This is a genomic window from Streptomyces cynarae (assembly GCF_025642135.1).
Lineage (GTDB): Bacteria > Actinomycetota > Actinomycetes > Streptomycetales > Streptomycetaceae > Streptomyces > Streptomyces cynarae.
Genome location: NZ_CP106793.1, coordinates 2985615 through 3009960 on the forward strand (window position 1 = coordinate 2985615; position 24346 = coordinate 3009960).

Genomic DNA, 24346 nt, shown 5'->3' on the forward strand with positions numbered 1-24346 from the left:
GCATCCTTCAACCGAGAGAACAACCCCTACTGCCCCGGCTGACTGTGCCTACCCGGGGACCAACCCCCGGACCCCCGGCCCACGCCAGCGCTCACCTCAACGCCCGTTGAACGCATCCTTCAACCGAGAGAACAACCCCTGCTGCCCCGGCTGACTGTGCCTACCCGGGGGCCAACCCCCGGACCCCCGGCCCACGCCAGCGCTCACCTCAACGCCCGTTGAACGCATCCTTCAACCGAGAGAACAACCCCTGCTGCCCCGGCTGGAACTGACCCTGTGGCCGCTCCTCGCCGCGCAGCTTCGCCAGCTCGCGCAGCAGCCGCTCCTGCTCGGGGTCCAGCTTGGTGGGCGTCTGGACCTCGACGTGGACCACCAGGTCGCCCCGGCCGCCGCCGCGCAGATGCGTGACACCGCGGTTGTGCAGCGGGATCGACTGCCCGGACTGCGTACCGGGACGGATGTCGACCTCCTCCAGGCCGTCCAGCGTCTCCAGCGGCACCTTCGTGCCGAGGGCCGCCGCCGTCATCGGGATGGTGACCGTGCAGTGCAGATCGTCGCCGCGGCGCTGGAACGTCTGGTGCGGCAGCTCGTGGATCTCGACGTACAGGTCGCCGGCCGGGCCGCCGCCGGGGCCGACCTCGCCCTCGCCCGCGAGCTGGATCCGTGTGCCGTTGTCGACACCGGCCGGGATCTTCACGGTGAGCGTCCGGCGTGAGCGCACCCGCCCGTCACCGGCGCACTCCGGGCACGGGTTCGGGACGATCGTGCCGAAGCCCTGGCACTGCGGGCACGGCCGGGAGGTCATGACCTGGCCCAGGAAGGACCGGGTGACCTGCGAGACCTCACCGCGGCCACGGCACATGTCACACGTCTGCGCCGACGTACCCGGCGCGGCGCCCTCGCCGTTGCAGGTGTTGCAGACGACGGCCGTGTCGACCTGGATGTCCTTCGTCGTGCCGAAGGCCGCCTCGTCCAGCTCGATCTCGAGCCGGATCATCGCGTCCTGGCCCCGGCGGGTGCGCGAGCGCGGACCGCGCTGCGACGCCGTGCCGAAGAACGCGTCCATGATGTCGGAGAAGTTCCCGAAGCCGCCCGCGCCGAAGCCGCCCGCGCCGGCGCCGCCCGACTGGGACAGCGGGTCGCCGCCGAGGTCGTAGACCTGCTTCTTCTGCGGGTCCGAGAGCACCTCGTACGCGGCGTTGATCTCCTTGAACCGCTCCTGCGTCTTCGGATCGGGATTGACGTCCGGGTGCAGCTCGCGGGCGAGCCGGCGGAACGCCTTCTTGATCTCTTCCTGCGACGCGTCGCGGCGCACGCCGAGTACGGCGTAGTAGTCCGTGGCCACTTACGACTCCGCCAGGATCTGTCCGACGTACCGTGCCACCGCTCGTACCGCTCCCATCGTTCCCGGGTAATCCATGCGGGTCGGTCCGACCACGCCGAGTTTCGCTACTGCCTCGCCGCCCGAACCGTAGCCCACGGAGACGATGGACGTGGAGTTGAGTCCTTCGTGCGCGTTCTCATGGCCGATACGTACCCGCATGGCCGGATCCTTCGCCTCACCCAGCAGTTTGAGGAGCACGACCTGCTCCTCCAGCGCCTCCAGGACGGGGCGGATGGTGAGAGGGAAGTCATGCGCGAAGCGGGTCAGGTTCGCGGTGCCGCCGATCATCAGCCGCTCCTCGGTCTCCTCCACGAGCGTCTCCAGCAGCGTGGAGAGCACCGTCGAGACCGTGCCGCGGTCCTCCGGCTCCTCGAACGCCTCGGGCAGATCCTGCACGAGCTGCGGGACGTCCGCGAAGCGGCGGCCGGCGACCCGGCTGTTGAGCCGCGCGCGCAGGTCCGCGAGCGACGTCTCGCCGAACGGCGCCGGGCAGTCGATCATGCGCTGCTCGACCCGGCCGGTGTCCGTGATCAGCACGAGCATCACACGCGCGGGTGCCATCGACAGCAGCTCCACATGGCGCACGGTCGAACGCGTCAACGACGGGTACTGCACGACGGCGACCTGCCGGGTGAGCTGTGCGAGCAACCGCACCGTGCGCGCCACCACGTCGTCGAGGTCGACGGCGCCCTCCAGGAAGTTATGGATCGCGCGGCGCTCGGGCGGGCTCATCGGCTTCACGGCCGCGAGCTTGTCGACGAAGAGGCGGTAGCCCTTGTCCGTGGGAATGCGTCCTGCGCTGGTGTGCGGCTGGGCGATGTACCCCTCGTCCTCCAGCGCGGCCATGTCGTTTCGGACGGTGGCCGGGGAGACGCCGAGGTTGTGCCGCTCGGTGAGAGCCTTGGAACCCACCGGCTCTTCGGTGCCGACGTAGTCCTGGACGATGGCGCGCAACACCTCGAGCCTGCGTTCACTGAGCATCGCGCACACCTCCAGCGGTCATGTCCCCTTGGCGCTTCCCCTGGCACTCTGCACTTGCGAGTGCCAGCATTCCCCGGCCCAGTGTACGGCTGTCGGGTACACACCCGGCAAGGGCGGGCACCGGTGCCGTGCCGAGGTGTTACCGACCTGTACCGGCCTGTCCTGCCGGGTGGGGCGCCTGCGGATAGCGTCGCCGTATGACGGTGTTGTGGGAAGGCTCGGGGTGGGAGGCGCTCGGGGCGCGTGCGGGGCGGACCAGGCTGCCGGTCTGGGACTGCACGGCCGGGCTGGTGGTGGGCGACGACGCGGCGCTGCTGGTCGACGCCGGGTCGAGCCTGTCCGAGGGCGCGCGCTTGCGCGGCGCGGCGGAGCGGCTGCTGGAGCCGCTCGGCGGAGACCGGCGTGTGACGCATCTCGCGCTCACCCATCCGCACTTCGACCATGTCTTCGGGGCGGCGGCGTTCGCGGGCGCGGAGGTGTTCGGAGCCGTGGGCATCGACAGGGTGCTCGCGTACGGGCGGGGGGAACTGGTCGCGGACGCGGTCCGCAACGGTCTGGACCCGGCGGAGGCGGCCGAGGCGGCGGACGCACTGGTCCGCCCTCACCACCAGGTCTCCGGCGAGTGGACGCTGGACCTGGGCGGGGTCCAGGTGCTGCTGGCGAATGTGGGCCCGGGCCACACGGCCCATGACCTGGTGGTGTTCGTCCCCGGGGACCCGGAGGTCGTGTTCTGCGGGGACATGGTGGAGGAGTCCGGCGAACCGCAGGCGGGCCCGGACGCGATCCCCTCGCACTGGCCGGCGGCCCTGGACCGGCTGCTGGAGCTGGGCGGGGAGGACGCGGCGTACGTCCCGGGGCACGGGGCGGTGGTGGACGCGCGGTTCGTACGGGCCCAGCGGGACGAGTTGGCGTCCCGTTTCGGCGTGTCGTAGCACCTCGAGGACGTCTTCTCCTATCGTCACTCGAATGCGCCAGTACTCTCCGGATCTGACCCCTCCGTGGAAGAAGCCGAAGCCCGTGCCGGAGGTCCCGGCGGACCCCGGTCTGGTGGTGGAGGAGCCGCGCACGGGGTTCTGCGGGGCGGTGATCCGCTGCGAGGCGGGCACGGTGACGCTGGAGGACCGCTTCGGCAAGCACCGGGTGTTCCCGCTGGAGCCGGGGGGCTTCCTGCTGGAGGGCCGGACGGTGACCCTGGTCCGTCCCAAGGCCGGCGTGCAGCGCCCCACGCGTACGGCGTCCGGCTCGGTGGCCGTTCCGGGTGCGCGCGCGAGGGTGGCCCGCGCCGGCCGTATCTATGTGGAGGGCCGCCACGACGCCGAACTGGTCGAGAAGGTGTGGGGCGACGACCTGCGCATCGAGGGCGTGGTGGTGGAGTACCTGGAGGGCGTCGACGACCTGCCGTCGATCGTCGAGTCCTTCGCCCCGGGCCCCGACGCCCGCCTGGGTGTCCTGGTGGACCACCTGGTCCCCGGCACGAAGGAGTGGCGCATCGCGCAGTCGGTGACGAGCGAGCACGCGCTCGTGGTCGGACACCCGTACATCGACATCTGGGAGGCGGTGAAGCCGGCGTCCCTGGGGATCGAGGCCTGGCCGCGGATTCCACGTGGCCAGGACTGGAAGACTGGGGTGTGCCGGGCCTTGGGCTGGCCGTCGGACAACACCGGCGCGGTGTGGCAGGCGATCCTGAAGCGGGTGGGGTCCTACAAGGACCTGGAGCCGGCGTTGCTGGGCCGGATCGAGGAGTTGATCGACTTCGTTACGGCAATCGGTGACGCCTGACTCCCGTGAGAATCCCGAATTCGCTTGTATCCAGTTCGACATCGAGCAACTCGAGCAGCACCGGGTCTCCGAACTTGGTGATCCATTGCCCACGGTAGTCGGCTTGCTCCCCTTCACCGATGGGGTCGGTGAGCAGAACGCAGTGTGCGACGATCGGGTCGATGATCAGATAGGCAGGGATCTTACCTGCCGCATAGATGGAGCGCTTGATCCCATAGTCTCGGTCAACGCTCGTCTTGGAGACCACCTCGACCACCATCGCGACCAACTGGGACGGCAGAAGATGGCCTGAGGCCGGTGCCACACCGCGTTCCAGCACCACCAGGTCCGGAATGGGCTCGCTGGCCTCATCGATGATGTCCACATCCGTTGTCTGGAGCCGTTCCCAGCGCTTGCGCGGGATCTGATCCACCACGTCCTCCACGATCCGGTTATGCACCAGATCAGGAGTGGCCATCATCACGATTTCCCCCCGGAGAAGCTCAACCTTGATGCCCTCGGGAGGCTCGAACTCCTCGAAGAACTTGGCCATCCCACGCTCGTCCACAGCGGTCATCTCCGTGGCCCTCCACATCCGCCGCGTCCTTTTGGCGGCAGCCTACGAACCAGGTTAGGGACCGAACCCTCGTTCCGCTGGGATTCACCCACCGGAGTGATCAGTCCACCAGGTCCCGCACCACCGCGTCCGCCAGCAGCCGCCCCCGCAGCGTGAGAACGGCCCGCCCCCGCTCGTACGGACCGGGCTCCAGCAGCCCCTCCCCCAGCGCTCGGCGGGACGCCGTCAGCCCCTCCTCCCGCAGCAGACTCAACGGCGCCCCCTCCCGCAGCCGCAGCTCCAGCAGGATCCGCTCCACCCGGCGGTCCTCCTCCGACAGGACCTCCCGCCCGGCGCCCGGGGAGCGGCCCTCCGCCAGCGCCGCCGCGTACGCCCCCGGGTGCTTCACGTTCCACCAGCGCACCCCGCCCACATGGCTGTGCGCGCCCGGGCCCGCGCCCCACCAGTCCGCGCCTCGCCAGTACAGCTCGTTGTGCAGGCAGCGGCCGGCGGTCGACGTGGCCCAGTTGGAGACCTCGTACCAGTCGTAGCCCGCCGACCCCAGCGCCTCGTCCGCTATCAGATAGCGGTCCGCGTGCACGTCGTCGTCCGTCATCGGGATCTCGCCCCGGCGGATGCGGCGGGCGAGCTGCGTTCCCTCCTCCACGATCAGCGCGTACGCCGAGATGTGGTCCGGGGCCGCTCCCAGCGCCGCGTCCAGGGAGGCGCGCCAGTCGTCGTCCGACTCCCCCGGGGTGCCGTAGATCAGGTCCAGGTTCACATGCTCGAAGCCCGCGGCCCGCGCCTCGGCCACGCACGCCTCGGGACGGCCCGGGGTGTGCGTGCGGTCGAGGATCTTCAGGACGTGCGGGCGGGCGCTCTGCATGCCGAAGGAGATCCGGGTGAAGCCGCCCTCCCGGAGGGTGGCCAGATACGCCGGATCGACCGACTCCGGGTTTGCCTCCGTGGTCACCTCCGCGTCCTCCGCGAGGCCGAACTCGTCGCGGATCGCCCCCAGCATCCGTACGAGGTCGTCCGCGGCCAGCAGCGTCGGCGTACCGCCCCCGACGAAGACCGTGCGCACCTGGCGCGGGTCGTCGCCCAGCACCTTGCGGGCCAGGCGGACCTCGTCGATCAGGGTCGACGCGTAGTTGTCCCGGGAGGCGAGGACGCCTCCCGTGCCCCGCAGCTCCGTCGCCGTGTACGTGTTGAAGTCGCAGTAGCCGCAGCGCGTCGCGCAGTACGGCACATGGAGGTAGAACCCGAGGGGGCGCTCGGCGGCCCCGGCGAGCGCGTGCGCGGGCAGCGCGCCGTCGTCGGGGACCGGTTCGCCGTCGGGGAGTGCGGAAGGCATGTCCCCCATTGTCCCGTACTGCCAGAAGTCCTCATTCCGCCTGAAGCACCAGCAGCGCCAGATCGTCCTCCGGCGGCTTCCCGCCGAACTCGTGCACCAGCGTCCTGATCCGCTCGGCGACCAGCTCCGCGTTCATCCCGGCACAGCCCGCCAGGGCCGCCGCGAGCCCGTCGCCGTCGTCGAACTGGCGGGACCCGCTGCGCCGCTCGGTCACCCCGTCGGTGACGCACAGCAGCGTGTCCCCGGAGCGCAGATCGAAGGTCTCGCACGTGTACGTCTCGTCCTCGACGACCCCGAGCAGCGTCTGCGGCTGGGCCACGGCCCGTACGTCGCCGCCCGGGCCGAGCAGCAGCGGCAGCGGATGCCCGGCCGAGGCGAGCGTGCAGCGCACTCCGCCGTCGAAGGGGACCAGTTCCCCGTAGAGGAGGGAGAGGAAGCGGGCGTGGGGGCCCTCGTCGGCGACCGGCATCGGCGTGCCCGCCGCGACCAGCGCCCGGGCCGCCGCGTCGGAGGCCTCCGTGGCGTCGTCGAGCAGGAGCTGGTTGAGGCGGTCCAGGACGTCGGGGACGTCGTAGCCTTCGCGGGCCAGCAGCCGCAGCCAGGGCCGGGCGAGCCCGATCACGACCGCGGCCTCCGGACCCTTGCCCTGGACGTCGCCCAGCGCGAAGCACCACCGTCCGTGGCCGGCGGGGAAGATGTCGTAGAAGTCACCGCTCGGTCCGCCCATGTCGCACGGCTCGTACACGAGTGCGCTGCTCACCCCGGGGATCTCGGCGACCGCGCCGGGCAGCAGCCCGCGCTGGAGCACCCGGCTGATGGTGGCCTGGCGGGCGTACTGCCGGGCCGCCCCGATGGCCAGCGCCACCCGGCGGCTGAGGTCCTCGACGAGCCCGGTGATCTCGTCGGGGAAGCGCAGCAATCCGGCCCGTCCGATGACGAGCGTCCCGAGCGGCCGCCCGCCCGCGATCAGCCGGTAGGCGAGCGCCGCCCCGGTCGCGCCCCGCGGGCCCAGCGCCTCGCCGGGCCAGGGAACGGGCACCGCCCGGGAACGCACCGACTCGGGCAGTCGGGGCGGGTCCTTCTCCAGGGCCCGGCGCAGTTCCTCGATGCGGTTCTCGCTGCCGTGCCAGACGCGGGCGAGCCGGGGGCGGCCGCGACCGGCGCCGAAGGGCCGCGCCAGCCGGTCGCCTCGTCCTCCAGCCACACCGCGCACCAGTCGGCGAGCCGGGGCACGATCAGCTGCCCGGTGAGCGCGGCGACCAGGTCCTCGTCGAGCTGCCCGGCGAGCAGGTCGGACGCCTCGGCCAGGAAGGACAGCGCGCCGCGGCCCCGCCACTCCCGGTCGTACAGGCCTCGTCCGGGTTCGGCGAAGGCGGAGAGTTCGGGCCCGAGTATCTCGGCGGGGCTCAGCCCGCGTCCCAGGGCGCTGTCTCCGGCGTACGTCTCGATCGCGTCCTCGGCGTCCCGGGCGGCGTGCAGAGGAAGCAGCGCCCAGACGGTCTTCGTGCCGGTGCGGTAACTGATCCCCCAAGCCGTGGAGAGGGAGGAGACGAGGCGCAGGCCGCGGCCGTACTCCGGTATGCCGTAGGGCCGCTCGGCGCCGTCGTCCCGGACCGCGCGCGAGGGGTGGTGGTCGGAGACCTCGACGAGGAGCCCGGCCGACTCGCCCTGCGCGTCCATGAGGCGGCAGACCAGCTCGACGTCGGTGCCGGCGTGCACTACGGCGTTGGTGACGAGTTCGCTGACGACGAGCAGGGCGTCGTCGGCCAGCCGCTCGGTGACGGCGTCGGGCTCGGCGGGCCGGTCCCACTCGCTGAGGGCGGCGCGCACGAGCCGGCGGGCGTTGCCGGCCGCGAGGGGGCTGCCGGGCAGGGTCGACCGCACCACCGTGCGCAGCCCCGCGGACTCGAGCACGTCGGGGGCGCGGGAGGCGGTCTCCCGTTGGGTGGGAATGGGCCCCATGGGCAGCTCCCCGGGCAGTTCGGTCGAATGAGCCTGTGGCGATGCGGACAGGGTGACAGACTGACCCCGCCCATAAGCACCGAGTTACCGAAGTGGCCCGCCATGAGTGAGAACCGTGCTACGCATGTGGTCGAAGACGGACAGATTCGAGCAGGGCATGCCTACTGAGAAGACGTCCGAGGACAGCGCCGGCATCCTCCTCGTCGACGACATGGAGGAGAACCTGACGGCGCTGGAGGCCGTGCTGCGCTCGCTCAACGAGCCGCTGGTGCGCGCGCGATCGGGTGAGGAGGCGATGAAGGCGCTGCTCGAGCGCCGGTTCGCGGTGGTCCTGCTGGACATCCGCATGCCCGGCATGGACGGTTTCGAGACCGCCGCGCACATCAAACCGCTGGACCGGACCAAGGACGTCCCGATCGTCTTCCTGACCGGCTCGGACGCGGAGGCCGGGTATGCCTTCCGGGGGTACGCGACGGGGGCCGCGGACTATCTGACGAAGCCGTTCGATCCGTGGGTGCTGCGGGCCAAGGTGACGGTGTTCCTCGATCTGTACCGCAAGAGCAGGCGGTTGGAGCGGCTGCAGGAGGGCCTGGCAGGCCTGGTGGAGCACCTGTCCGGCCTGGAGGATCGCCTGTCTGCGGACGACCTCCCGGACCTGGCTCGACTACGGTGCCAGATCCGGGAGTTACAGCAGTTGGCCGGCGACGGGCAGGCGTCCTGACGCCTTCTCAGGCTTCGCGCGATCCCGCGTACATCTCATCGATCAGGTGCTTGTACTCCCGTTCGACGACCGGCCGCTTCAGCTTCAGGCTGGGCGTGATCTCCCCGTGCTCCACATCGAGGTCCCGCGGCAGCAACCGGAACTTCTTGATCGTCTGCCAGCGCTGGAGGCCCTCGTTGAGCTGCTTGACATAGCCGTCGACCATCTCGACCGTCTGCGGCGCTGCCACGACCTCGGCGTAGGACTTGCCCTCCAGGCCGTTCTCCTTCGCCCACTCCAGGATCGCGACCTCGTCGAGCGCGATGAGCGCGGTGCAGAAGTTACGGTCGGCGCCGTGCACAAGGATGTTGGAGACGTACGGGCACACCGCCTTGAACTGGCCCTCGACCTCGGCGGGCGCGATGTACTTGCCGCCGGAGGTCTTGATGAGGTCCTTCTTGCGGTCGGTGATGCGCAGATACCCGTCGGGCGACAGTTCGCCGATGTCACCGGTGTGGAACCAGCCGTCCGCCTCCAGCACCTCGGCGGTCTTCTCGGGCAGCCCGTGGTAGCCCTCCATGATGCCCGGGCCGCGCAGCAGGATCTCGCCGTCGTCCGCGATGCGCACCTCCGTGCCGGGCAGCGGCTTGCCGACCGTGCCCGTGCGGTAGGCCTCGCCCGGGTTGACGAAGGAGGCCGCGGAGGACTCGGTGAGGCCGTAGCCCTCCAGGATGTGGATGCCGGCGCCCGCGAAGAAGTACCCGATCTCGGGTGCGAGGGCGGCCGATCCGGAGACGCAGGCGCGCAGCCGGCCGCCGAACGCCTCGCGGATCTTGGCGTACACGAGGGCGTCCGCGACCTTGTGCTTGGCGCCGAGGCCGAACGGCACGGCGTGGGTGCCGGTGCGGCGGAAGTTGTCCTGCGAGACCTTTGCGTACTCGCGGGCCACCTCTGCCGCCCACTGGAAGATCTTGTACTTGGCCGGGCCGCCCGCCCGGGCCTTGGCCGCGACGCCGTTGTAGACCTTCTCGAAGATGCGCGGCACGGCCGCCATGTACGTCGGCTGCACGACCGGTAGATTCTCGATGATCTTGTCGACGCGGCCGTCGACGGCGGTGACGTGCCCGACCTCGATCTGGCCGGAGGTGAGCACCTTGCCGAAGACGTGGGCGAGCGGCAGCCACAGGTACTGCACGTCCTCGGGGCCGAGCAGCCCGGTCGCGGCGATCGCCTTCGCCATGTACGCCCAGTTGTCGTGCGGCAGGCGCACGCCCTTGGGGCGGCCGGTGGTACCGGAGGTGTAGATGAGCGTGGCGAGCTGGTCCTTGGTGATCGCGCCGACCCGTTCCTTGATCAGCTCGGGGTGCTTCTCCAGGTAGGCGGCGCCGCGCTGCTCCAGTTCGGTCAGGCTGAGCACCCCGTCGCCGGTCTCGGCGCCCGCCGGGTCGATCACCACGATGTGGGTCAGGGCGGGCAGCTCGTCGCGCTTCTGCTGCGCCTTGGCGAGCTGCTCGGCGTTCTCCGCGACGAGGACCCTGCTCTGGGAGTCGGCGAGGATGAAGGCCGACTCCTCGGCGTTGGTCTGCGGATAGATGGTGGTCGTGGCGGCACCGGCGCACAGGATGCCGAGGTCGGCGAGGATCCACTCGACCCGGGTGGAGGAGGCGAGGGCGACGCGCTGCTCGGGCTGGACACCCAGTTCGATGAGCCCGGCCGCGATCGCGTGGACCCGCTCGGCGGCCTCGGCCCAGCTCAGCGACTTCCAGTCGTCGGGGCCTTCACCGGAGGCCGGGGGTACGGGGTAGCGGTAGGCCTCGGCGTCCGGCGTGGCCGCCACGCGCTCCAGGAAGAGCGCCGCCACGGAGGGCGGACGGTTCTCGATCAAAGTCTGTGTGTCGCTCACGACATCCTCCGGGGCCCGCGGCGGTGCGGCTGGCTGGCTCATTTGCTGCTGGATCGTTGCGGCTGCGGTCACTCGAGACCTTTTGTTTAACTCACGAGTAACCCTCGAGCAGGCATCAGAGTAGAGCCCGACCGGCCGGTTCGTAAGGGGCGGTGGCCTGTCGTTTCGTACACAGAGCGACCGGGCGCACGCACAGGGGCCCGCCGCGCTTTCGCACGACGGGCCCCGTACCGCCCGGTTTGCCGGGTCGTCGCGGGAGACCCGGGTTACTTCTTGCCCTTGCTCGACCCCGCGCTGTCATCGCTGGAGAGCACCGCGATGAAGGCTTCCTGCGGAACCTCCACGGAACCCACCATCTTCATCCGCTTCTTGCCCTCCTTCTGCTTCTCCAGCAGCTTCCGCTTACGGGAGATGTCACCGCCGTAGCACTTGGCCAGGACGTCCTTGCGGATGGCGCGGATGGTCTCGCGGGCGATGACGCGGGAGCCGATGGCGGCCTGCACCGGCACCTCGAAGTTCTGCCGCGGGATGAGTTCCTTCAGCTTGGCGACGAGCCGGACGCCGTAGGCGTACGCCTGGTCCTTGTGGGTGATCGCGGAGAAGGCGTCGACCTTGTCGCCGTGCAGCAGGATGTCCACCTTGACGAGGCTCGAGGACTGCTCTCCGGTGGGCTCGTAGTCCAGGGAGGCGTACCCGCGCGTCTTGGACTTCAGCTGGTCGAAGAAGTCGAAGACGATCTCGGCGAGCGGCAGCGTGTAGCGGATCTCGACGCGGTCCTCGGAGAGGTAGTCCATGCCGAGGAGAGCGCCGCGGCGGGTCTGGCACAGCTCCATGATCGCGCCGATGAACTCGGTGGGCGCGAGGATCGTGGCCCGTACGACCGGCTCGTACACCTCCGCGAGCTTGCCCTCGGGGAATTCGCTCGGATTGGTGACCGTGTGCTCCTCGCCGTCCTCCATGATCACGCGGTAGACCACGTTCGGCGCGGTCGCGATCAGGTCGAGCCCGAACTCGCGCTCGAGCCGCTCGCGGATCACGTCGAGGTGCAGCAGTCCGAGGAAGCCGACGCGGAAGCCGAAGCCGAGGGCGGCGGAGGTCTCCGGCTCGTAGACGAGGGCGGCGTCGTTGAGCTGGAGCTTGTCCAGGGCCTCGCGCAGATCGGGGTAGTCCGAACCGTCCAGCGGATACAGACCCGAGAAGACCATGGGCTTCGGGTCCTTGTACCCGCCCAGCGGCTTCTCGGCGCCCTTGACCTGGCTGGTGATGGTGTCACCGACCTTGGACTGGCGGACGTCCTTCACCCCGGTGATGAGGTAGCCCACCTCACCGACACCGAGGCCGTCGGCACCGAGCATCTCGGGCGAGTTGACGCCGATCTCCAGCAGTTCGTGCGTGGCGCCGGTGGACATCATCCGGATGCGCTCACGCTTGTTGAGCTTGCCGTCGACGACACGGACGTAGGTGACGACGCCGCGGTAGGAGTCGTAGACCGAGTCGAAGATCATCGCGCGGGCGGGCGCGTCGGCGACGCCGACCGGGGCCGGGATCTGCTCGACGACCTTGTCCAGCAGCGCCTCGACGCCGAGGCCGGTCTTGGCGGAGACCTTCAGCACGTCGCCGGGATCGCAGCCGATGAGGTTGGCGAGTTCCTCGGCGAACTTCTCCGGCTGCGCGGCCGGCAGGTCGATCTTGTTGAGGACGGGGATGATCGTGAGGTCGTTCTCCATCGCCAGGTAGAGGTTGGCGAGGGTCTGGGCCTCGATGCCCTGGGCGGCGTCGACGAGGAGGATGGTCCCCTCGCAGGCGGCGAGGGACCGCGAGACCTCGTAGGTGAAGTCGACGTGCCCCGGGGTGTCGATCATGTTCAGGATGTGCGTGTTGCCCGGATCGTGGGTGGGGGCCCAGGGCAGCCGCACGGCCTGGGACTTGATGGTGATGCCGCGCTCGCGCTCGATGTCCATGCGGTCGAGGTACTGAGCGCGCATCTGCCGCTGCTCGACGACGCCGGTCAGCTGGAGCATCCGGTCGGCGAGCGTGGACTTGCCGTGGTCGATGTGCGCGATGATGCAGAAATTGCGGATCAGAGCCGGGTCGGTACGGCTCGGCTCGGGCACATGGCTAGGGATCGCGGGCACGCAGGGTCCTGATTCTTGAGGCGTCCGCAGTGTCTGCGGTCTCGGGTCGGATCGATACGTAGCCTCCATGGTCCCACGCGCGCGGGGCTACGACCGGTTCGGGCCGTGCCGGAGGCGGTGGAACGGGTGGCCGGGCGAGGCCTCCCGACCGGTTTGGGCGGGCCAGAGGGCGACTGGTAGCCTGGGTGGCTGTGTCTCCTGCCCTCTCAGCGCGAGGCACGCCTTCAAGAAATCACCGGCGCGTGGGACGTCCAGTCTCGCGTGCCTGAACCTGTAAAGGCTCATTCGTGGCGAACATCAAGTCCCAGATCAAGCGGAACAAGACGAACGAGAAGGCGCGCCTGCGCAACAAGGCCGTCAAGTCCTCGCTCAAGACCGCGATCCGCAAGGCTCGCGAGGCCGCTGCCGCGGGCGACGTCGAGAAGGCCACCGAGCTCCAGCGCGCCGCCGCGCGTGCGCTCGACAAGGCCGTCTCGAAGGGCGTCATCCACAAGAACCAGGCCGCCAACAAGAAGTCGGCGCTGGCCACCAAGGTCACGACCCTCAAGGGCTGACCCTCCTTTTGATCTGAACTGATCCAACCGCCGGAAGGACCCAGAGCGGGCCCTCTCTCATCCGCTCCCGACCGGCACCCCGAGTCCGTACGCGGCCTGCGTTCGCCACGCGGGTACGGACTCATCCGCTTGAACCGAAGGCCCCGCCGCCCGTCCTCCCCCAGGCCGGAGCACGCGGGGCCTTCGGCATGGGGAGCCGGTCGGGGTGGGGAGTCACGTCGGCGTGGGCAGCCGAAAGTGCCCCCACGCGGACCGCGCGGGAGCACAGGCTGGCATGAGGAGCCACGTCGGCACGGGAAACCGCGCGTGGGTGGCCGCACTCCTCGCTATCCGCGCCCCCGGGACCGCGCCGCGCGGGCGATCGTCACCACGGCCTTCTCCAGCGCGTACTCCGGGTCGTCCCCGCCGCCCTTCACGCCCGCGTCCGCCTCGGCCACCGCGCGCAGCGCGACCGCGACCCCCTCCGGCGTCCAGCCCCGCATCTGCTGCCGGACCCGGTCGATCTTCCACGGCGGCATGCCCAGCTCCCGGGCGAGGTCCGCGGGGCGACCGCCCCGTGCCGAGGAGAGCTTCCCGATCGCCCGCACACCCTGCGCCAGCGCGCTCGTGATCATCACCGGCGCCACGCCTGTCGCCAACGACCACCTGAGCGCCTCAAGCGCCTCCGCCGCCCGCCCCTCGACCGCCCGGTCCGCGACCGTGAAGCTGGAGGCCTCGGCCCGCCCGGTGTAGTACCGCCCGACCACCGCCTCGTCGATCGTGCCCTCGACGTCCGCGGTGAGCTGCGCCACCGCGGACGCCAGCTCCCTCAGATCGCTGCCGATCGCGTCGACCAGCGCCTGGCACGCCTCGGGCGTCGCCGAACGCCCCAGCGAGCGGAACTCTCCGCGCACGAACGCCAGCCGGTCCGCGGGCTTCGTCATCTTCGGGCACGCCACCTCCCGGGCGCCCGCCTTGCGCGCGGCGTCGAGCAGGCCCTTGCCCTTGGCGCCGCCCGCGTGAAGCAGCACCAGGGTGATCTCCTCGGCGGGCGAGGAGAAGTACCCCTTGAGTTCCTTGATCGTGTCGGCTGAAAGATCCTGTGCGTTGCGTACGACCACGACCTTGCGCTCGGCGAAGAGCGACGGGCTCGTCAGCTCGGCCAGTGTGCCGGGCTGCAACTGCTCCGCGGTCAGATCCCGTACGTCCGTGTCGGCGTCGGCGGCCCGGGCGGCTGCCACCACCTCCCGCACGGCACGGTCGAGCAGGAGGTCCTCCTGGCCCACGGCAAGGGTGACGGGGGCGAGGGGGTCGTCATTCGCAGTCTTCTTGGCCATCACGGACAGGATCCCACGCGCCACTGACAACGGGTGCCCGCGGCCGCCGCCGCCTCGCCCGAAGGGTTACGGCTCCTCCCGCCAGCCGTCCCACTCCCCTGCGAAGGTGTCCAGCTCTTCCGGGTCGAGGAGTTGCTGCTCGTCCCGGAGGACCACCAGCCACTGCGCATCCTCGGCGTCGTCCTCGCCTGCGAGCGCGTCCCGGACGATCCGCGGCTCCTCTTCCAGCCCGAACCGCTCCACCAGCGCCTGCGCCGCCTCCTCCGCGGCATCACGGTCCGGCAGCACCAGCACATGTCTCACATCGCTCACGAGGCCCATTGTCGGGCACTGTCGACGCGACCAGAGACCCCGTCCGCTGCACCCGGTTCGGATCAGCCGCTTCGGCCGGCCTCTCGCAGCGTGGGCGCCCGGTCCAGATCGATCCCGAACCGCTCCCGGTACACCTCCAGCACCTCCTTCTCATCCGCCAGTTCCGTCCCCTCCTTCCGCCCGTCCGGGGTCGTCACCGTCAGTCGGCTGCCGCTGAGCGTGATCCGCCCTCCGTCCTCCGTGACCCGCGAGCAGACCAGCGACCGCACGAAGTGCGACTCGGGCGACGTGCTGTGCCACCAGGCCCCGGCCCTGAAGTCCCCGAGCGCCCGCGGCCGCACCTCCAGCCGGTACTGCCGCCTGCCCTCCCGCATCACGTCCAGATCCTCGAACTCGGCCGAACCGCCGCCTCCGCGCGCGCCCGCCGCATCCGCCCCGGCCTCGACCACCCGGAACACCCCGCCCGGGTCCCGCTGCTCGCCCCGCTCCCGCAACGCCAACGGACAGTGGCTGTGCGCACCGAACCCGACGTCCGCCAGCCAGTCGCCTCCGTCCACCGTCCGTACCCGCAGCGCGAGATGGTCGTACGGAATCCCGAGCCGCCCCTCGTCGTCGTAGACCCGCCCGGCGAGCAGCGTGACATCGAAGCCGAGCGCGGCCAGCAACGCCCCGAACGCTCCGTTGAGTTCGTAGCAGAAGCCGCCCCTGCGCGCCCCCACGATCTTGTCCAGCAGCCGCTCCTCCTCCAGCACGATCTTCTCGCCGAGGTGGATCGACAGGTTCTCGAACGGCACGGTCCTCAGATGGCGCAGATGCAGCTCGCGCAGCACATCGCCGGTGGGCCAGGCGGGCTGCTGCGCCCCGATCCTGCGGAGGTAGGCGTCGACCTGTGCGGAGTCCATGCCCTCAGTCTCTCGCGACGCTCAACCCCCCGCCCACCCCGACGACGGCGATCGCGCCGTCCTGGTCCGTACGCAGCACCAGCGCACCCTCGTCCCGCAGCGCCGCGATCGTGCTCGGCGCCGGATGACCGTAAGGGTTGTCCCTGCCGCACGAGATCAGCGCGAGCCGTGGTGCCACCCTGCGTATGAGCTCCGGGTCCTGGTAGGCCGACCCGTGATGGGCGACCTTGAGGACGTCCACGGGTCCCAGCTCCGCCCCGGCCGGCGATCTCAGCAACTCCTGCTGGGCAGGTGGTTCGAGATCCCCGAGCAGCAGCAGGGTCAGCCCCGCCGACCGCACGAACAGCGCCACACTCGCGTCGTTCGGTCCGTCGGGGGATGGAGCGGGATCCGGGGGAGGCCACAACACCCGCCAGTCGAGCTGCCCGGTGCGGCGGCCCTCACCGGCGACGGCGCGCGTCACCGGAATGTGCCGGGCGGCCGCCTGAGCGCGCACGAACGCAGCCTGGTCCGGTGGTTCGTCGAACCCGGTCGTCTCGATCGCCCCCACCGCACGCCCACGCAGCACTCCCGGGAGCCCCGCCACATGGTCGGCGTGGAAGTGGGTCAGCACGAGGAGCGCGACCCGGCTGACGCCGAGCACGGTCAGACACCGGTCGACCAGCGCCGGATCGGGCCCCGCGTCCACGACCACCGCCGTGCCCTCGCCCGCCGCCAGCACGGTCGCATCACCCTGCCCCACGTCACACATCGCGAACCGCCAGCCCGGCGGCGGCCACCCGGTGATCACCCGGGTCAGAGGCGGCGGCTGCACCACCACGAGCAGCAGCACCACGGCGCAGGCACCAATCAGCCAGGGGTGTCTCAGCAGCCGCCGGCAGACGAGCAGAGCCATCGCCGTCACGGCTGCCAGCAGCAGCGCCCCCGTCCAGCTGCCGGGCCAGTCCACCGCGCCGCCCGGCAACGACGCCCCGGTGCGCGCGATGCCGGCGATCCACCCGGCCGCCAACCCGCGCACCACGCCAGCGCCTTGGCGACCGGCAGAGCCACCGGAGCCACCGCGAGTGCAGCGAACCCCAGCAGCGTGGCCGGTGCCACCGCGAACTCCGCGAGCAGGTTGCAGGGCACCGCGACCAAGCTCACCCGCGCCGACAGCACCGCGACGACCGGTGCGCACAGCGCCTGGGCGGCGGCCGCGGCGGCCAGCGCCTCGGCGAGCCTCGGCGGCACCCGGCGCTGCCGCAACTCCGCGCTCCAGCGCGGGGCGACCGTCAGCAGCGCCCCGGTGGCCAGCACCGACAGCAGGAAGCCGTAGCCCCGCGCGAGCCAGGGGTCGTACAGCACCAGCAGCAGGACCGCGGCGGCCAGCGCGGGAAGCAGGGATCTGCGGCGCCCGGTGGCGAGCGCGAGCAGCGCGATCGCCCCGCAGGCCGCGGCCGCGCAGCACGCTCGGGTCGGGCCGCACACGACCACGAAGCCGAGGGTGAGCACGCCGCCCAGCAGCGCCGTGCCCCGCAGCGGGATGCCGAGCAGTGGTGCGAGTCCTCGGCGCTCGACGCGCTGCGCCAGTCCGGCCGGGCCGATGAACAGGGCCAGCAGAAGCGTGAAATTGCCTCCGCTCACGGCCAGCAGATGCGTGAGATCCGTCTCCTTGAAGGCGTCGTCCAGCTCCGGAGTGACTCGTGAGGTGTCGCCCACGACCAGCCCCGGCAGCAGCGCCCGCGCGTCCGGGCCGAGCCCCTCGGTCGCCTCCCGCAGTCCCGCGCGCAACCGCCCCGCCCATCGCTGCGCCGTCGACGGCTCGCCCACGACGTCGGGTGGTCCCCCGCCCCGGACACGCACCACGGCGGCGACGCGGTCACCTCCGGTCAGCGGGGGTGCCAGCCTGCCCGCCACGCGCACCCGCGTCGAGGGCAGCAGCGCCAGCCACGGCCACCGCCCGGGCTCCACCCCGCGGGTGCGCGGATCGACGACCAGGAGCACGGGAGTCCGCGTCGCCACCACGGTCCCGTCGTCCTTCGTCAGGCGCCGCATCTCGCCGTCGAGCAGGACGGCGGTGGCCGTGGCGTGATCGCCCTTGATCCTGGGCCGGGTGAGCCGTGGATCGGAGGTGACCTCGATCTCCGCGGTCACCTCGGCGTACTGACGCGCGAGCGTGGGAACCGGCCCCCGTCGCAGATCCGCGCCATGGAGCCCGGCGGAGGCGGCGGCAGCGGCGACACACAGCAGCACGGCGGCGACCGACACCGCCGACCGCGAGGCCCCGGCCCGAAGCCGGCCGCCGGCGCCTTCCTCCGCAGCACCAACAGCCCACCGGCCGCGGCAAGACAGCCGACGGTCACACCGACGACCCAGGCGGCCGGCGCGTCCGGAGCCCACGCCGCCGCGCCCCAGGCCCCCAACGCGGGCCCCACCAGCCGGAGATCCGCCGGCCCCTCCTGCCGGGGATGGGGATCACCCAGCGGACTGCGGACATCCCCCGGTGGCGCCTTCGGCCCGTCCGTGCCGGGTTGCTTCGGCGGCCTCATGGCCGTACGAGGTTCCGCAGGTCGGCGAAACGGCGTGCGCCGATGCCGTTGACCTGCCGTAGTTCGTCGACCGAGCGGAAACCGCCGTGCTGGGACCGGTAGTCGACGATGTGCTGGGCCAGCACGGGCCCCACCCCGGGCAGCGCGTCGAGTTGGTCCACCGTCGCGGTGCTGAGGGAGACCGGGGTGCCGGGAGCGGCCGATCCGCCGGCCGCCGGGAGGGCCGGGCCGGTGCCCGGCGCCGGGGCCGGGCCGCCCACCACGATCTGCTCGCCGTCCACCAGGAGGCGTGCGCGGTTGAGGCCGTCGGTGTCGGTGCCCGGGCGCACTCCGCCCGCCGCCCGCAGGGCGTCCGCCACCCGTGACCCGGCCGGCAGCCTCTGCAGCCCGGGGTTGCGCACCTTGCCGCCGACGTCCACCACCACGGCAGCCCCCGTCCCCGCTCCGGTGCCGCCTGTCGCCTGCGGTCCCGTCGCCTGCGGTCCCGTCGAGGCGCTCGCCTCAGCCGAACGTTTGGCTCCCGCCGTCCCGTAGGGCGCCGCCGCCCGCACCACCTCGGGCGCCCGCACCGGCTCGGTCCGGCCCGTCCAGAAGTGCTGCGCCGCGAAAACCACGGCCACCAGCAGGAGTACGCCCAGCGCGGCCACGCTCCTCCGCTCCAGCCCGCACCTGGCCTGCAGCCACAGCGGCATCCGTTCGCGCAGTGCCGGGACGACCCGCTCCCGCCAGGCGCCGCCCGTCGCGGCGGGCTCAAGTGCGTCCACGTCGCCGACCACGGCCGGTCCGCTCGGCCGGGCGATCCCGCTCCCCGCCGACGTGCCCGACCGTGACTCCCCGACGTCCCGGTCCGCCCTCGGCGGGCCGTTTCCCCATGCCTGTCGTTCCGTTGCTCCTTCGGCGAAGCGTGCCTCCGCGCGTTCGGCGAAGAGAGTCTCCGCACGCAGGCGCAGCACGTCAGCAGCCGAGGCCTGGTGTCGTCGGGCGTGCGCCCGCGGATGCCGCGGACGGTGGTGGGCGCGGCCGTCGGAGCCGGGGCCGCGGCCGGGACCGCTTGTGGGAGCGGTGGTGCGTGAACGTGATCGAAGTGCCATGCGCCGAGGATCGGGCAGATCGCCGACCTGGCGATGATCTTGGTCAATTCCCGGGGATTACTGCTCAGTTGTGGATAACTCCGTCACCCACATGAGTCACCATCGCCCCAGGTCCCGGTGTGACCCCCTCACCGAGGCGACACCACGGCCCCCAGCAGACCCGGTCCCGTGTGCGCCCCGATCACCGCCCCGACCTCGCTCACATGCAGGTCGGCCAGCCCGGGTACCCGTGCGCGCAGGCGGTCGGCGAGCGCCGACGCCCTTTCGGGAGCGGCGAGATGGTGGACCGCGATGTCGACCTGTCCGTTGCCGGCGCGCTCGGCGACGATCTCCTCCAGGCGGGCGATGGCCTTGGACGCCGTACGCACCTTCTCCAGCAACTCGATACGGCCGCCGTTCAGCTGCAGGAGCGGCTTGACCGCGAGCGCCGAGCCGAGCAGCGCCTGCGCGGCGCCGATCCGGCCGCCGCGCCGCAGATAGTCCAGGGTGTCGACGTAGAAGTACGCGGAGGTGTCCGCGGCCCGCTTCTCGGCCGCCGTGACGGCGTCGTCGACCGTGCCACCCGCCTCCGCGGCCTGAGCGGCGGCCAGCGCGCAGAAGCCGAGGGCCATCGCGACCATCCCGGTGTCGACCACGCGCACCGGCACGGGAGCCTGGCGCCCGGCGAGCACCGCGGCGTCGTACGTGCCGGAGAACTCGGAGGACAGGTGCAGCGAGACGATGTCGGTCGCCCCCGTCGCGGCGACCTTGCGGTAGGTGTCCGCGAACAGCTCGGGGCTGGGCCGGGACGTGGTGACGGGCCGTCGCTTCTGCAGGGCCTGGGCCAGGGAACGGGCGGAGATCTCGGTGCCCTCTTCGAGTGCCTGGTCGCCGAGGACCACGGTCAGGGGCACCGCGGTGATGCCGTGGCGCTCCATCGTCCGCGGCGGCAGGTAGGCCGTTGAATCGGTGACGATCGCGACATGGCGGGACATGAGCTGGAGGTTACCTGCCGGAACGCGCCGGTGGCAGACCGACCCCGCCGACCTGGACGGTCCGAGGAGGGATCATCGGGTGCTCTCGGGGCGGGGCTTCCTCTGCCAGGGGTACACGGGCCGCTGGGTGCGCGCGCCGAGCGCCGGCCGGGTCTGCTCCCGCGCCGTACGCGACTCGGGTGTCTCCGGCCAGGTCTGCGAGGAGGCCGCATCCTCCGGCCCCGGCGCCTCGGGCCAGGACGGGGTGGACCCCGTCGGCTGCTCTCTGGTCCAGTGGCGCAGGGCGCCCGCCTCCACGTCGATCTGGGCGCTCAGCGCGTCCAGGTCGTCGTCCGCGAACCGACGTGCCCTGTCATGGGCGGCCCAGCGCAGCGAGTCCGCCGACCGGGTGACGCGCTCGGTCCGTTCGCGCAGCTCGGGCAGTCGGGAGACCAGCGCCTGGCGGTCCGGCTCCGCCTCCAGGCGCCGCAGCTCGGCGTCCAGTTCGTGTCCGTGCGCGCTGAGGCGCTTGAACAGGCCCAGCGCCTCCTTCAGCGACTCGTCCTCGGTGACGCCCGCGTGGAGGGCGTCCTGAGTTGCGCGCATCGAGGTGCGCAGCCTCAGCCGCAGCTCGGCGAGTTCACCCGCCGGACCGGGCTGGGTGAGGGTCCTGGCGCGCAGGGTGGTGTCCTCCACTGTGCGCCGGGCCTGTGCGATCGTCCGGTCCACGCCGCGTTTCGCCGCGCCGACCGCCTTCACCGTCGCATACACGCCGAGGACGAGGCACAGCACGAACAGGAGCGCGATGACGGTCAGAACGGCTTCCACAACGCTCCTCCTCCGGTCGGCCGGGCGGCTGCTCACCGCTCTTCCACGGTAAACGCAACGGGCAGGCCCAGGGTTCCGGAAGAACCCCGAACCTGCCCGTAGGGGACTACCCCGACAAGGGCGGCACCGGTTGCCCGGAGCGACGGCCGCTATGCCGTGACGATGTTCACCAGCTTCGGCGCGCGCACGATCACCTTGCGGATCCCGGCGCCGTCCAGGGCCGCGACCACCTTCTCGTCGGCCAGCGCCACCTTCTCCAGTTCCTCCTCGGAGATCGAGGGCGGGACCTCCAGGCGAGCCCTGACCTTGCCCTTCACCTGGACCACGCACGTCACGGTCTCGTCCACGACGTAGGCGGGGTCGGCGACCGGGAAGTCCCGGTGGACGACGGAGTCGGTGTGGCCCAGCCTGCGCCACAGCTCCTCGGCGATGTGCGGGGCCAGCGGAGCGATCAGCAGCACCAGCGACTCGGCGACCGAGCGCGGCACCGGGCCTCCCGCCTTCGTCAGGTGGTTGTTCAGCTCGGTGATCTTGGCGATGGCCGTGTTGAACCGCAGGCCCTCCAGGTCCTGGCGTACGCCGTCGATGGCCTTGTGCAGGGCGCGCAGGGTGTCCTCGTCGGGCTCGGCGTCGACGACGGTGACCTCACCGGTGGTCTCGTCGACGACATTGCGCCACAGCCGCTGCAGCAGCCGGAACTGGCCGACCACCGCGCGCGTGTCCCACGGCCGCGACACGTCCAGCGGACCCATCGCCATCTCGTACAGGCGCAGGGTGTCCGCACCGTACTCGGCGGCGATCTCGTCCGGAGTGACCGCGTTCTTCAGGGACTTGCCCATCTTGCCCAGCAGGCGGCTGACCTTCTCGCCCTGGTAGTAGTACGCGCCGTCGCGCTCCTCCACCTCGGCGGCCGGCACCGCGATGCCGCGGCTGTCGCGGTAGACGTAGGCCTGGATCATGCCCTGGTTGAACAGCTTGTGGAACGGCTCCGCGGAGGAGACGTACCCCAGGTCGTACAGCACCTTGGACCAGAAGCGCGCGTACAGCAGGTGCAGCACGGCGTGCTCGGCGCCGCCGACGTACAGGTCGACGCCACCGTGCGGCATGCCCTCGCGCGGACCCATCCAGTACTGCTCGATGGCCGGGTCGACCAGCTTCTCACTGTTGTGCGGGTCCAGGTAGCGCAGCTCGTACCAGCAGGAACCGGCCCAGTTGGGCATGGTGTTGGTCTCGCGGCGGTACTGCTTCGGGCCGTCGCCCAGGTCCAGGGTGACGTTGACCCACTCCTCGTTGCGCGACAGCGGGGTCTCGGGCCGGGTGTCGGCGTCGTCCGGGTCGAAGGTGCGCGGCGAGTAGTCCTCGACCTCGGGCAGTTCCAGCGGCAGCATCGACTCGGGCAGCGCGTGGGCGACGCCGTCCTCGTCGTAGACGATCGGGAAGGGCTCGCCCCAATAGCGCTGACGGCTGAACAGCCAGTCGCGCAGGCGGAAGTTGACCGTGCCCTCGCCGATGCCCTTGCGCTCCAGCCACTCGGTGATGCGCGCCTTGGCGTCGGTGACGCCCAGACCGTCCAGCTTCACCGAGTCACCGGAGGAGTTGACGATCTTCGCGTCGTAGGAGACGAAGGCGTCGTCCCACGCCGACGGGTCGGTGCCGCGGCCGTCGGTGGGCTCCACGACGCAGCGGATCGGCAGCTCGAAGGCGCGCGCGAAGGCGAAGTCGCGGCTGTCGTGCGCCGGGACGGCCATGATCGCGCCGGTGCCGTAGCCCATCAGCACGTAGTCGGCGATGAACACGGGGATCTTCTCCCCGTTGACCGGGTTGGTGGCGTACGCGCCCGTGAAGACGCCGGTCTTGTCCTTGGCCTCGGCCTGCCGCTCGACGTCCGACTTGGAGGAGGCCTGGGCGCGGTAGGCGGCGACGGCCTCGGCGGGCGTGGCGTGGCCGCCGGTCCACACCTCGTGCGTGCCCTCGGGCCACGCCTCGGGGGTGAACTTCTCGACCAGCGGGTGCTCGGGTGCCAGCACCATGTAGGTGGCGCCGAACAGGGTGTCCTGGCGTGTGGTGAAGATCGTGATCGTCTCGCCGTCGATCGGGAAGTCGACCCGGGCGCCCTCGGACCGGCCGATCCAGTTGCGCTGCTGCAGCTTGATCGCCTCGGGCCAGTCCAGCTCCTCCAGGTCCTCCAGCAGCCGGTCGGCGTAGGCGGTGATGCGCATGTTCCACTGGCGCAGCTTGGCCTTGAAGACGGGGTAGTTGCCGCGTTCGGAGCGGCCGTCGGCGGTGACCTCCTCGTTGGCCAGGACCGTGCCCAGGCCGGGGCACCAGTTGACGGGCGCATCGGAGGCGTAGGCCAGTCGGTACTCGCCCAGGACGTCGGCGCGCTCGGCGGCGGTCAGCTCGTCCCACGCGCGCGTGGTGCCCGGAATCGCCCGCTCACCCGACTCGAACTGGGCGATCAGCTGGGAGATCGGGCGGGCCTTGCGGGCCTCGTCGTCGTACCAGGAGTTGAAGATCTGCAGGAAGATCCACTGGGTCCACTTGTAGTAGTCCGGGTCGATCGTGGCGAACGACCGGCGCTTGTCGTGACCCAGGCCCAGCCGGCGCAGCTGGGACTTCATGTTCTCGATGTTGGCCTCGGTGGACACGCGCGGGTGCGTGCCGGTCTGCACGGCGTACTGCTCGGCGGGCAGGCCGAAGGCGTCGAAGCCCAGGGTGTGCAGGACGTTGTGCCCGGTCATGCGCTGGAATCGGGCGAAGACGTCGGTGGCGATGTACCCCAGGGGGTGGCCGACGTGCAGGCCGGCACCCGAGGGGTACGGGAACATGTCCATGATGAACTTCTTGGGCCTGGCGGCCAGCTCGGGATCGCCTGCCAGGTCGCCGCTCGGGTTCGGCGCCTCATAGGTGCCCTCGGCGTCCCAGAAGTCCTGCCAGCGTGCCTCGATCTCGGCCGCCAGAGCGGCCGTGTAGCGGTGCGGCGCGGCCTCCGCCGACACGGCGGCGGCAGCGGGATTCGTCTCGCTCATGATCCTCAAAGCTCCATAGATCGTCTCTGCCAGCGGAAATGAAAAAGCCCCTCGCACAGGAGGGGTCGCCGCGCCGATTCCGACCATCGGATTCGCCCGG

Annotated in this window: 17 protein-coding genes and 2 pseudogenes; 4 read left to right on the top strand and 15 right to left on the bottom strand. The window is 71.2% G+C overall.

All coding sequences use genetic code 11. The annotated features are described in order from the left end of the window. Window positions 1-208: 208 nt before the first annotated feature. On the bottom strand, window positions 209-1345 hold the full coding sequence (gene dnaJ / locus N8I84_RS13960; RefSeq protein WP_263229843.1) for a molecular chaperone DnaJ: 1137 nt from the start codon (window positions 1343-1345) through the stop codon (window positions 209-211). Then, window positions 1346-2365, bottom strand: a complete 1020-nt coding sequence (gene hrcA, locus N8I84_RS13965; RefSeq protein ID WP_263229844.1) for a heat-inducible transcriptional repressor HrcA — start codon at window positions 2363-2365, stop codon at window positions 1346-1348. Between the two features lie 197 nt (window positions 2366-2562). Here hrcA and N8I84_RS13970 point away from each other — a divergent pair, with 197 nt between their 5' ends. Continuing rightward, window positions 2563-3297 carry an MBL fold metallo-hydrolase gene (locus tag N8I84_RS13970; RefSeq protein WP_263229845.1) on the top strand — a complete coding sequence of 245 codons (735 nt, stop codon included), beginning with the start codon at window positions 2563-2565 and terminating at the stop codon, window positions 3295-3297. Between the two features lie 34 nt (window positions 3298-3331). Next, complete coding sequence (locus N8I84_RS13975) at window positions 3332-4144, top strand: DUF3097 domain-containing protein (protein WP_263229846.1); 813 nt, start codon at window positions 3332-3334, stop codon at window positions 4142-4144. On the opposite strand, the gene N8I84_RS13980 is transcribed toward N8I84_RS13975, so the two are convergent. The 3 genes and pseudogenes from N8I84_RS13980 to N8I84_RS13990 all read right to left on the bottom strand — a co-directional run bounded on the left by N8I84_RS13980 (window position 4122) and on the right by N8I84_RS13990 (window position 7995). Beyond that, window positions 4122-4700, bottom strand: a complete 579-nt coding sequence (locus N8I84_RS13980) for a Uma2 family endonuclease (RefSeq protein WP_263229847.1) — start codon at window positions 4698-4700, stop codon at window positions 4122-4124. The genes N8I84_RS13975 and N8I84_RS13980 overlap by 23 nt on opposite strands. A 100-nt stretch (window positions 4701-4800) precedes the next feature. Further along, the gene (gene hemW / locus N8I84_RS13985) at window positions 4801-6033 is read right to left on the bottom strand and encodes a radical SAM family heme chaperone HemW (RefSeq protein ID WP_263229848.1); all 1233 of its coding nucleotides are present in this window, start codon (window positions 6031-6033) and stop codon (window positions 4801-4803) included. 31 nt (window positions 6034-6064) lie between these two features. Then, window positions 6065-7995: pseudogene (locus N8I84_RS13990) on the bottom strand (SpoIIE family protein phosphatase). Between the two features lie 157 nt (window positions 7996-8152). Between N8I84_RS13990 and N8I84_RS13995 the strand changes: the two are divergent. Then, window positions 8153-8716 (top strand): response regulator, encoded by a 564-nt coding sequence (locus tag N8I84_RS13995; RefSeq protein ID WP_263229849.1) that lies wholly within the window; start codon window positions 8153-8155, stop codon window positions 8714-8716. 7 nt (window positions 8717-8723) lie between these two features. Here the strand turns inward: N8I84_RS13995 and N8I84_RS14000 are convergent, their stop codons facing one another. Next, complete coding sequence (locus N8I84_RS14000; RefSeq protein ID WP_263229850.1) at window positions 8724-10598, bottom strand: AMP-dependent synthetase/ligase; 1875 nt, start codon at window positions 10596-10598, stop codon at window positions 8724-8726. Between the two features lie 266 nt (window positions 10599-10864). After that, the gene (gene lepA, locus N8I84_RS14005; protein WP_263229851.1) at window positions 10865-12733 is read right to left on the bottom strand and encodes a translation elongation factor 4; all 1869 of its coding nucleotides are present in this window, start codon (window positions 12731-12733) and stop codon (window positions 10865-10867) included. Between the two features lie 287 nt (window positions 12734-13020). Between lepA and rpsT the strand changes: the two genes are divergently transcribed. Further along, window positions 13021-13287 carry a 30S ribosomal protein S20 gene (rpsT, locus tag N8I84_RS14010; protein ID WP_263229852.1) on the top strand — a complete coding sequence of 89 codons (267 nt, stop codon included), beginning with the start codon at window positions 13021-13023 and terminating at the stop codon, window positions 13285-13287. Between the two features lie 326 nt (window positions 13288-13613). Here rpsT and holA read toward each other — a convergent pair whose 3' ends face one another. From holA to leuS, 8 genes and pseudogenes are all read right to left on the bottom strand, one after another. Further along, complete coding sequence (gene holA, locus N8I84_RS14015) at window positions 13614-14603, bottom strand: DNA polymerase III subunit delta (protein WP_263229853.1); 990 nt, start codon at window positions 14601-14603, stop codon at window positions 13614-13616. 66 nt (window positions 14604-14669) lie between these two features. Then, on the bottom strand, window positions 14670-14915 hold the full coding sequence (locus tag N8I84_RS14020) for a hypothetical protein (RefSeq protein ID WP_263229854.1): 246 nt from the start codon (window positions 14913-14915) through the stop codon (window positions 14670-14672). A gap of 62 nt (window positions 14916-14977) precedes the next feature. Beyond that, a complete protein-coding gene (locus tag N8I84_RS14025; protein WP_263229855.1) occupies window positions 14978-15817 on the bottom strand; it encodes an arylamine N-acetyltransferase family protein in 840 nt (279 codons plus the stop codon). Window positions 15818-15821: 4 nt separating this feature from the next. Beyond that, window positions 15822-18345 (bottom strand): annotated as a pseudogene (locus N8I84_RS14030) (ComEC/Rec2 family competence protein). Continuing rightward, on the bottom strand, window positions 18342-19436 hold the full coding sequence (locus N8I84_RS14035) for a ComEA family DNA-binding protein (RefSeq protein WP_263229856.1): 1095 nt from the start codon (window positions 19434-19436) through the stop codon (window positions 18342-18344). The pseudogene N8I84_RS14030 and the gene N8I84_RS14035 overlap by 4 nt, the downstream one beginning before the upstream one ends. Before the next feature lie 128 nt (window positions 19437-19564). After that, window positions 19565-20410, bottom strand: coding sequence for a DegV family protein (locus N8I84_RS14040; protein WP_263229857.1), 846 nt, complete (start codon window positions 20408-20410; stop codon window positions 19565-19567). Between the two features lie 72 nt (window positions 20411-20482). After that, the gene (locus N8I84_RS14045; RefSeq protein WP_263229858.1) at window positions 20483-21217 is read right to left on the bottom strand and encodes a hypothetical protein; all 735 of its coding nucleotides are present in this window, start codon (window positions 21215-21217) and stop codon (window positions 20483-20485) included. Between the two features lie 149 nt (window positions 21218-21366). Beyond that, window positions 21367-24246: a leucine--tRNA ligase gene (leuS, locus tag N8I84_RS14050; protein WP_263229859.1), complete on the bottom strand. Its 2880-nt coding sequence runs from the start codon at window positions 24244-24246 to the stop codon at window positions 21367-21369. Window positions 24247-24346: the final 100 nt, after the last annotated feature.

What these genes read in the sequence shown, in the direction of transcription:
- N8I84_RS13995 (WP_263229849.1), top strand. Translation starts at nt 8,153, where the DNA reads ATGCCTACTGAGAAGACGTCCGAGGACAGCGCCGGCATCCTCCTCGTC.
- N8I84_RS14035 (WP_263229856.1), bottom strand. Translation starts at nt 19,436, where the DNA reads ATGGCACTTCGATCACGTTCACGCACCACCGCTCCCACAAGCGGTCCC.
- N8I84_RS13975 (WP_263229846.1), top strand. Translation starts at nt 3,332, where the DNA reads ATGCGCCAGTACTCTCCGGATCTGACCCCTCCGTGGAAGAAGCCGAAG.
- hemW (WP_263229848.1), bottom strand. Translation starts at nt 6,033, where the DNA reads ATGCCTTCCGCACTCCCCGACGGCGAACCGGTCCCCGACGACGGCGCG.
- N8I84_RS14040 (WP_263229857.1), bottom strand. Translation starts at nt 20,410, where the DNA reads ATGTCCCGCCATGTCGCGATCGTCACCGATTCAACGGCCTACCTGCCG.
- N8I84_RS14025 (WP_263229855.1), bottom strand. Translation starts at nt 15,817, where the DNA reads ATGGACTCCGCACAGGTCGACGCCTACCTCCGCAGGATCGGGGCGCAG.
- leuS (WP_263229859.1), bottom strand. Translation starts at nt 24,246, where the DNA reads ATGAGCGAGACGAATCCCGCTGCCGCCGCCGTGTCGGCGGAGGCCGCG.
- N8I84_RS13970 (WP_263229845.1), top strand. Translation starts at nt 2,563, where the DNA reads ATGACGGTGTTGTGGGAAGGCTCGGGGTGGGAGGCGCTCGGGGCGCGT.
- N8I84_RS13980 (WP_263229847.1), bottom strand. Translation starts at nt 4,700, where the DNA reads ATGACCGCTGTGGACGAGCGTGGGATGGCCAAGTTCTTCGAGGAGTTC.
- hrcA (WP_263229844.1), bottom strand. Translation starts at nt 2,365, where the DNA reads ATGCTCAGTGAACGCAGGCTCGAGGTGTTGCGCGCCATCGTCCAGGAC.
- holA (WP_263229853.1), bottom strand. Translation starts at nt 14,603, where the DNA reads ATGGCCAAGAAGACTGCGAATGACGACCCCCTCGCCCCCGTCACCCTT.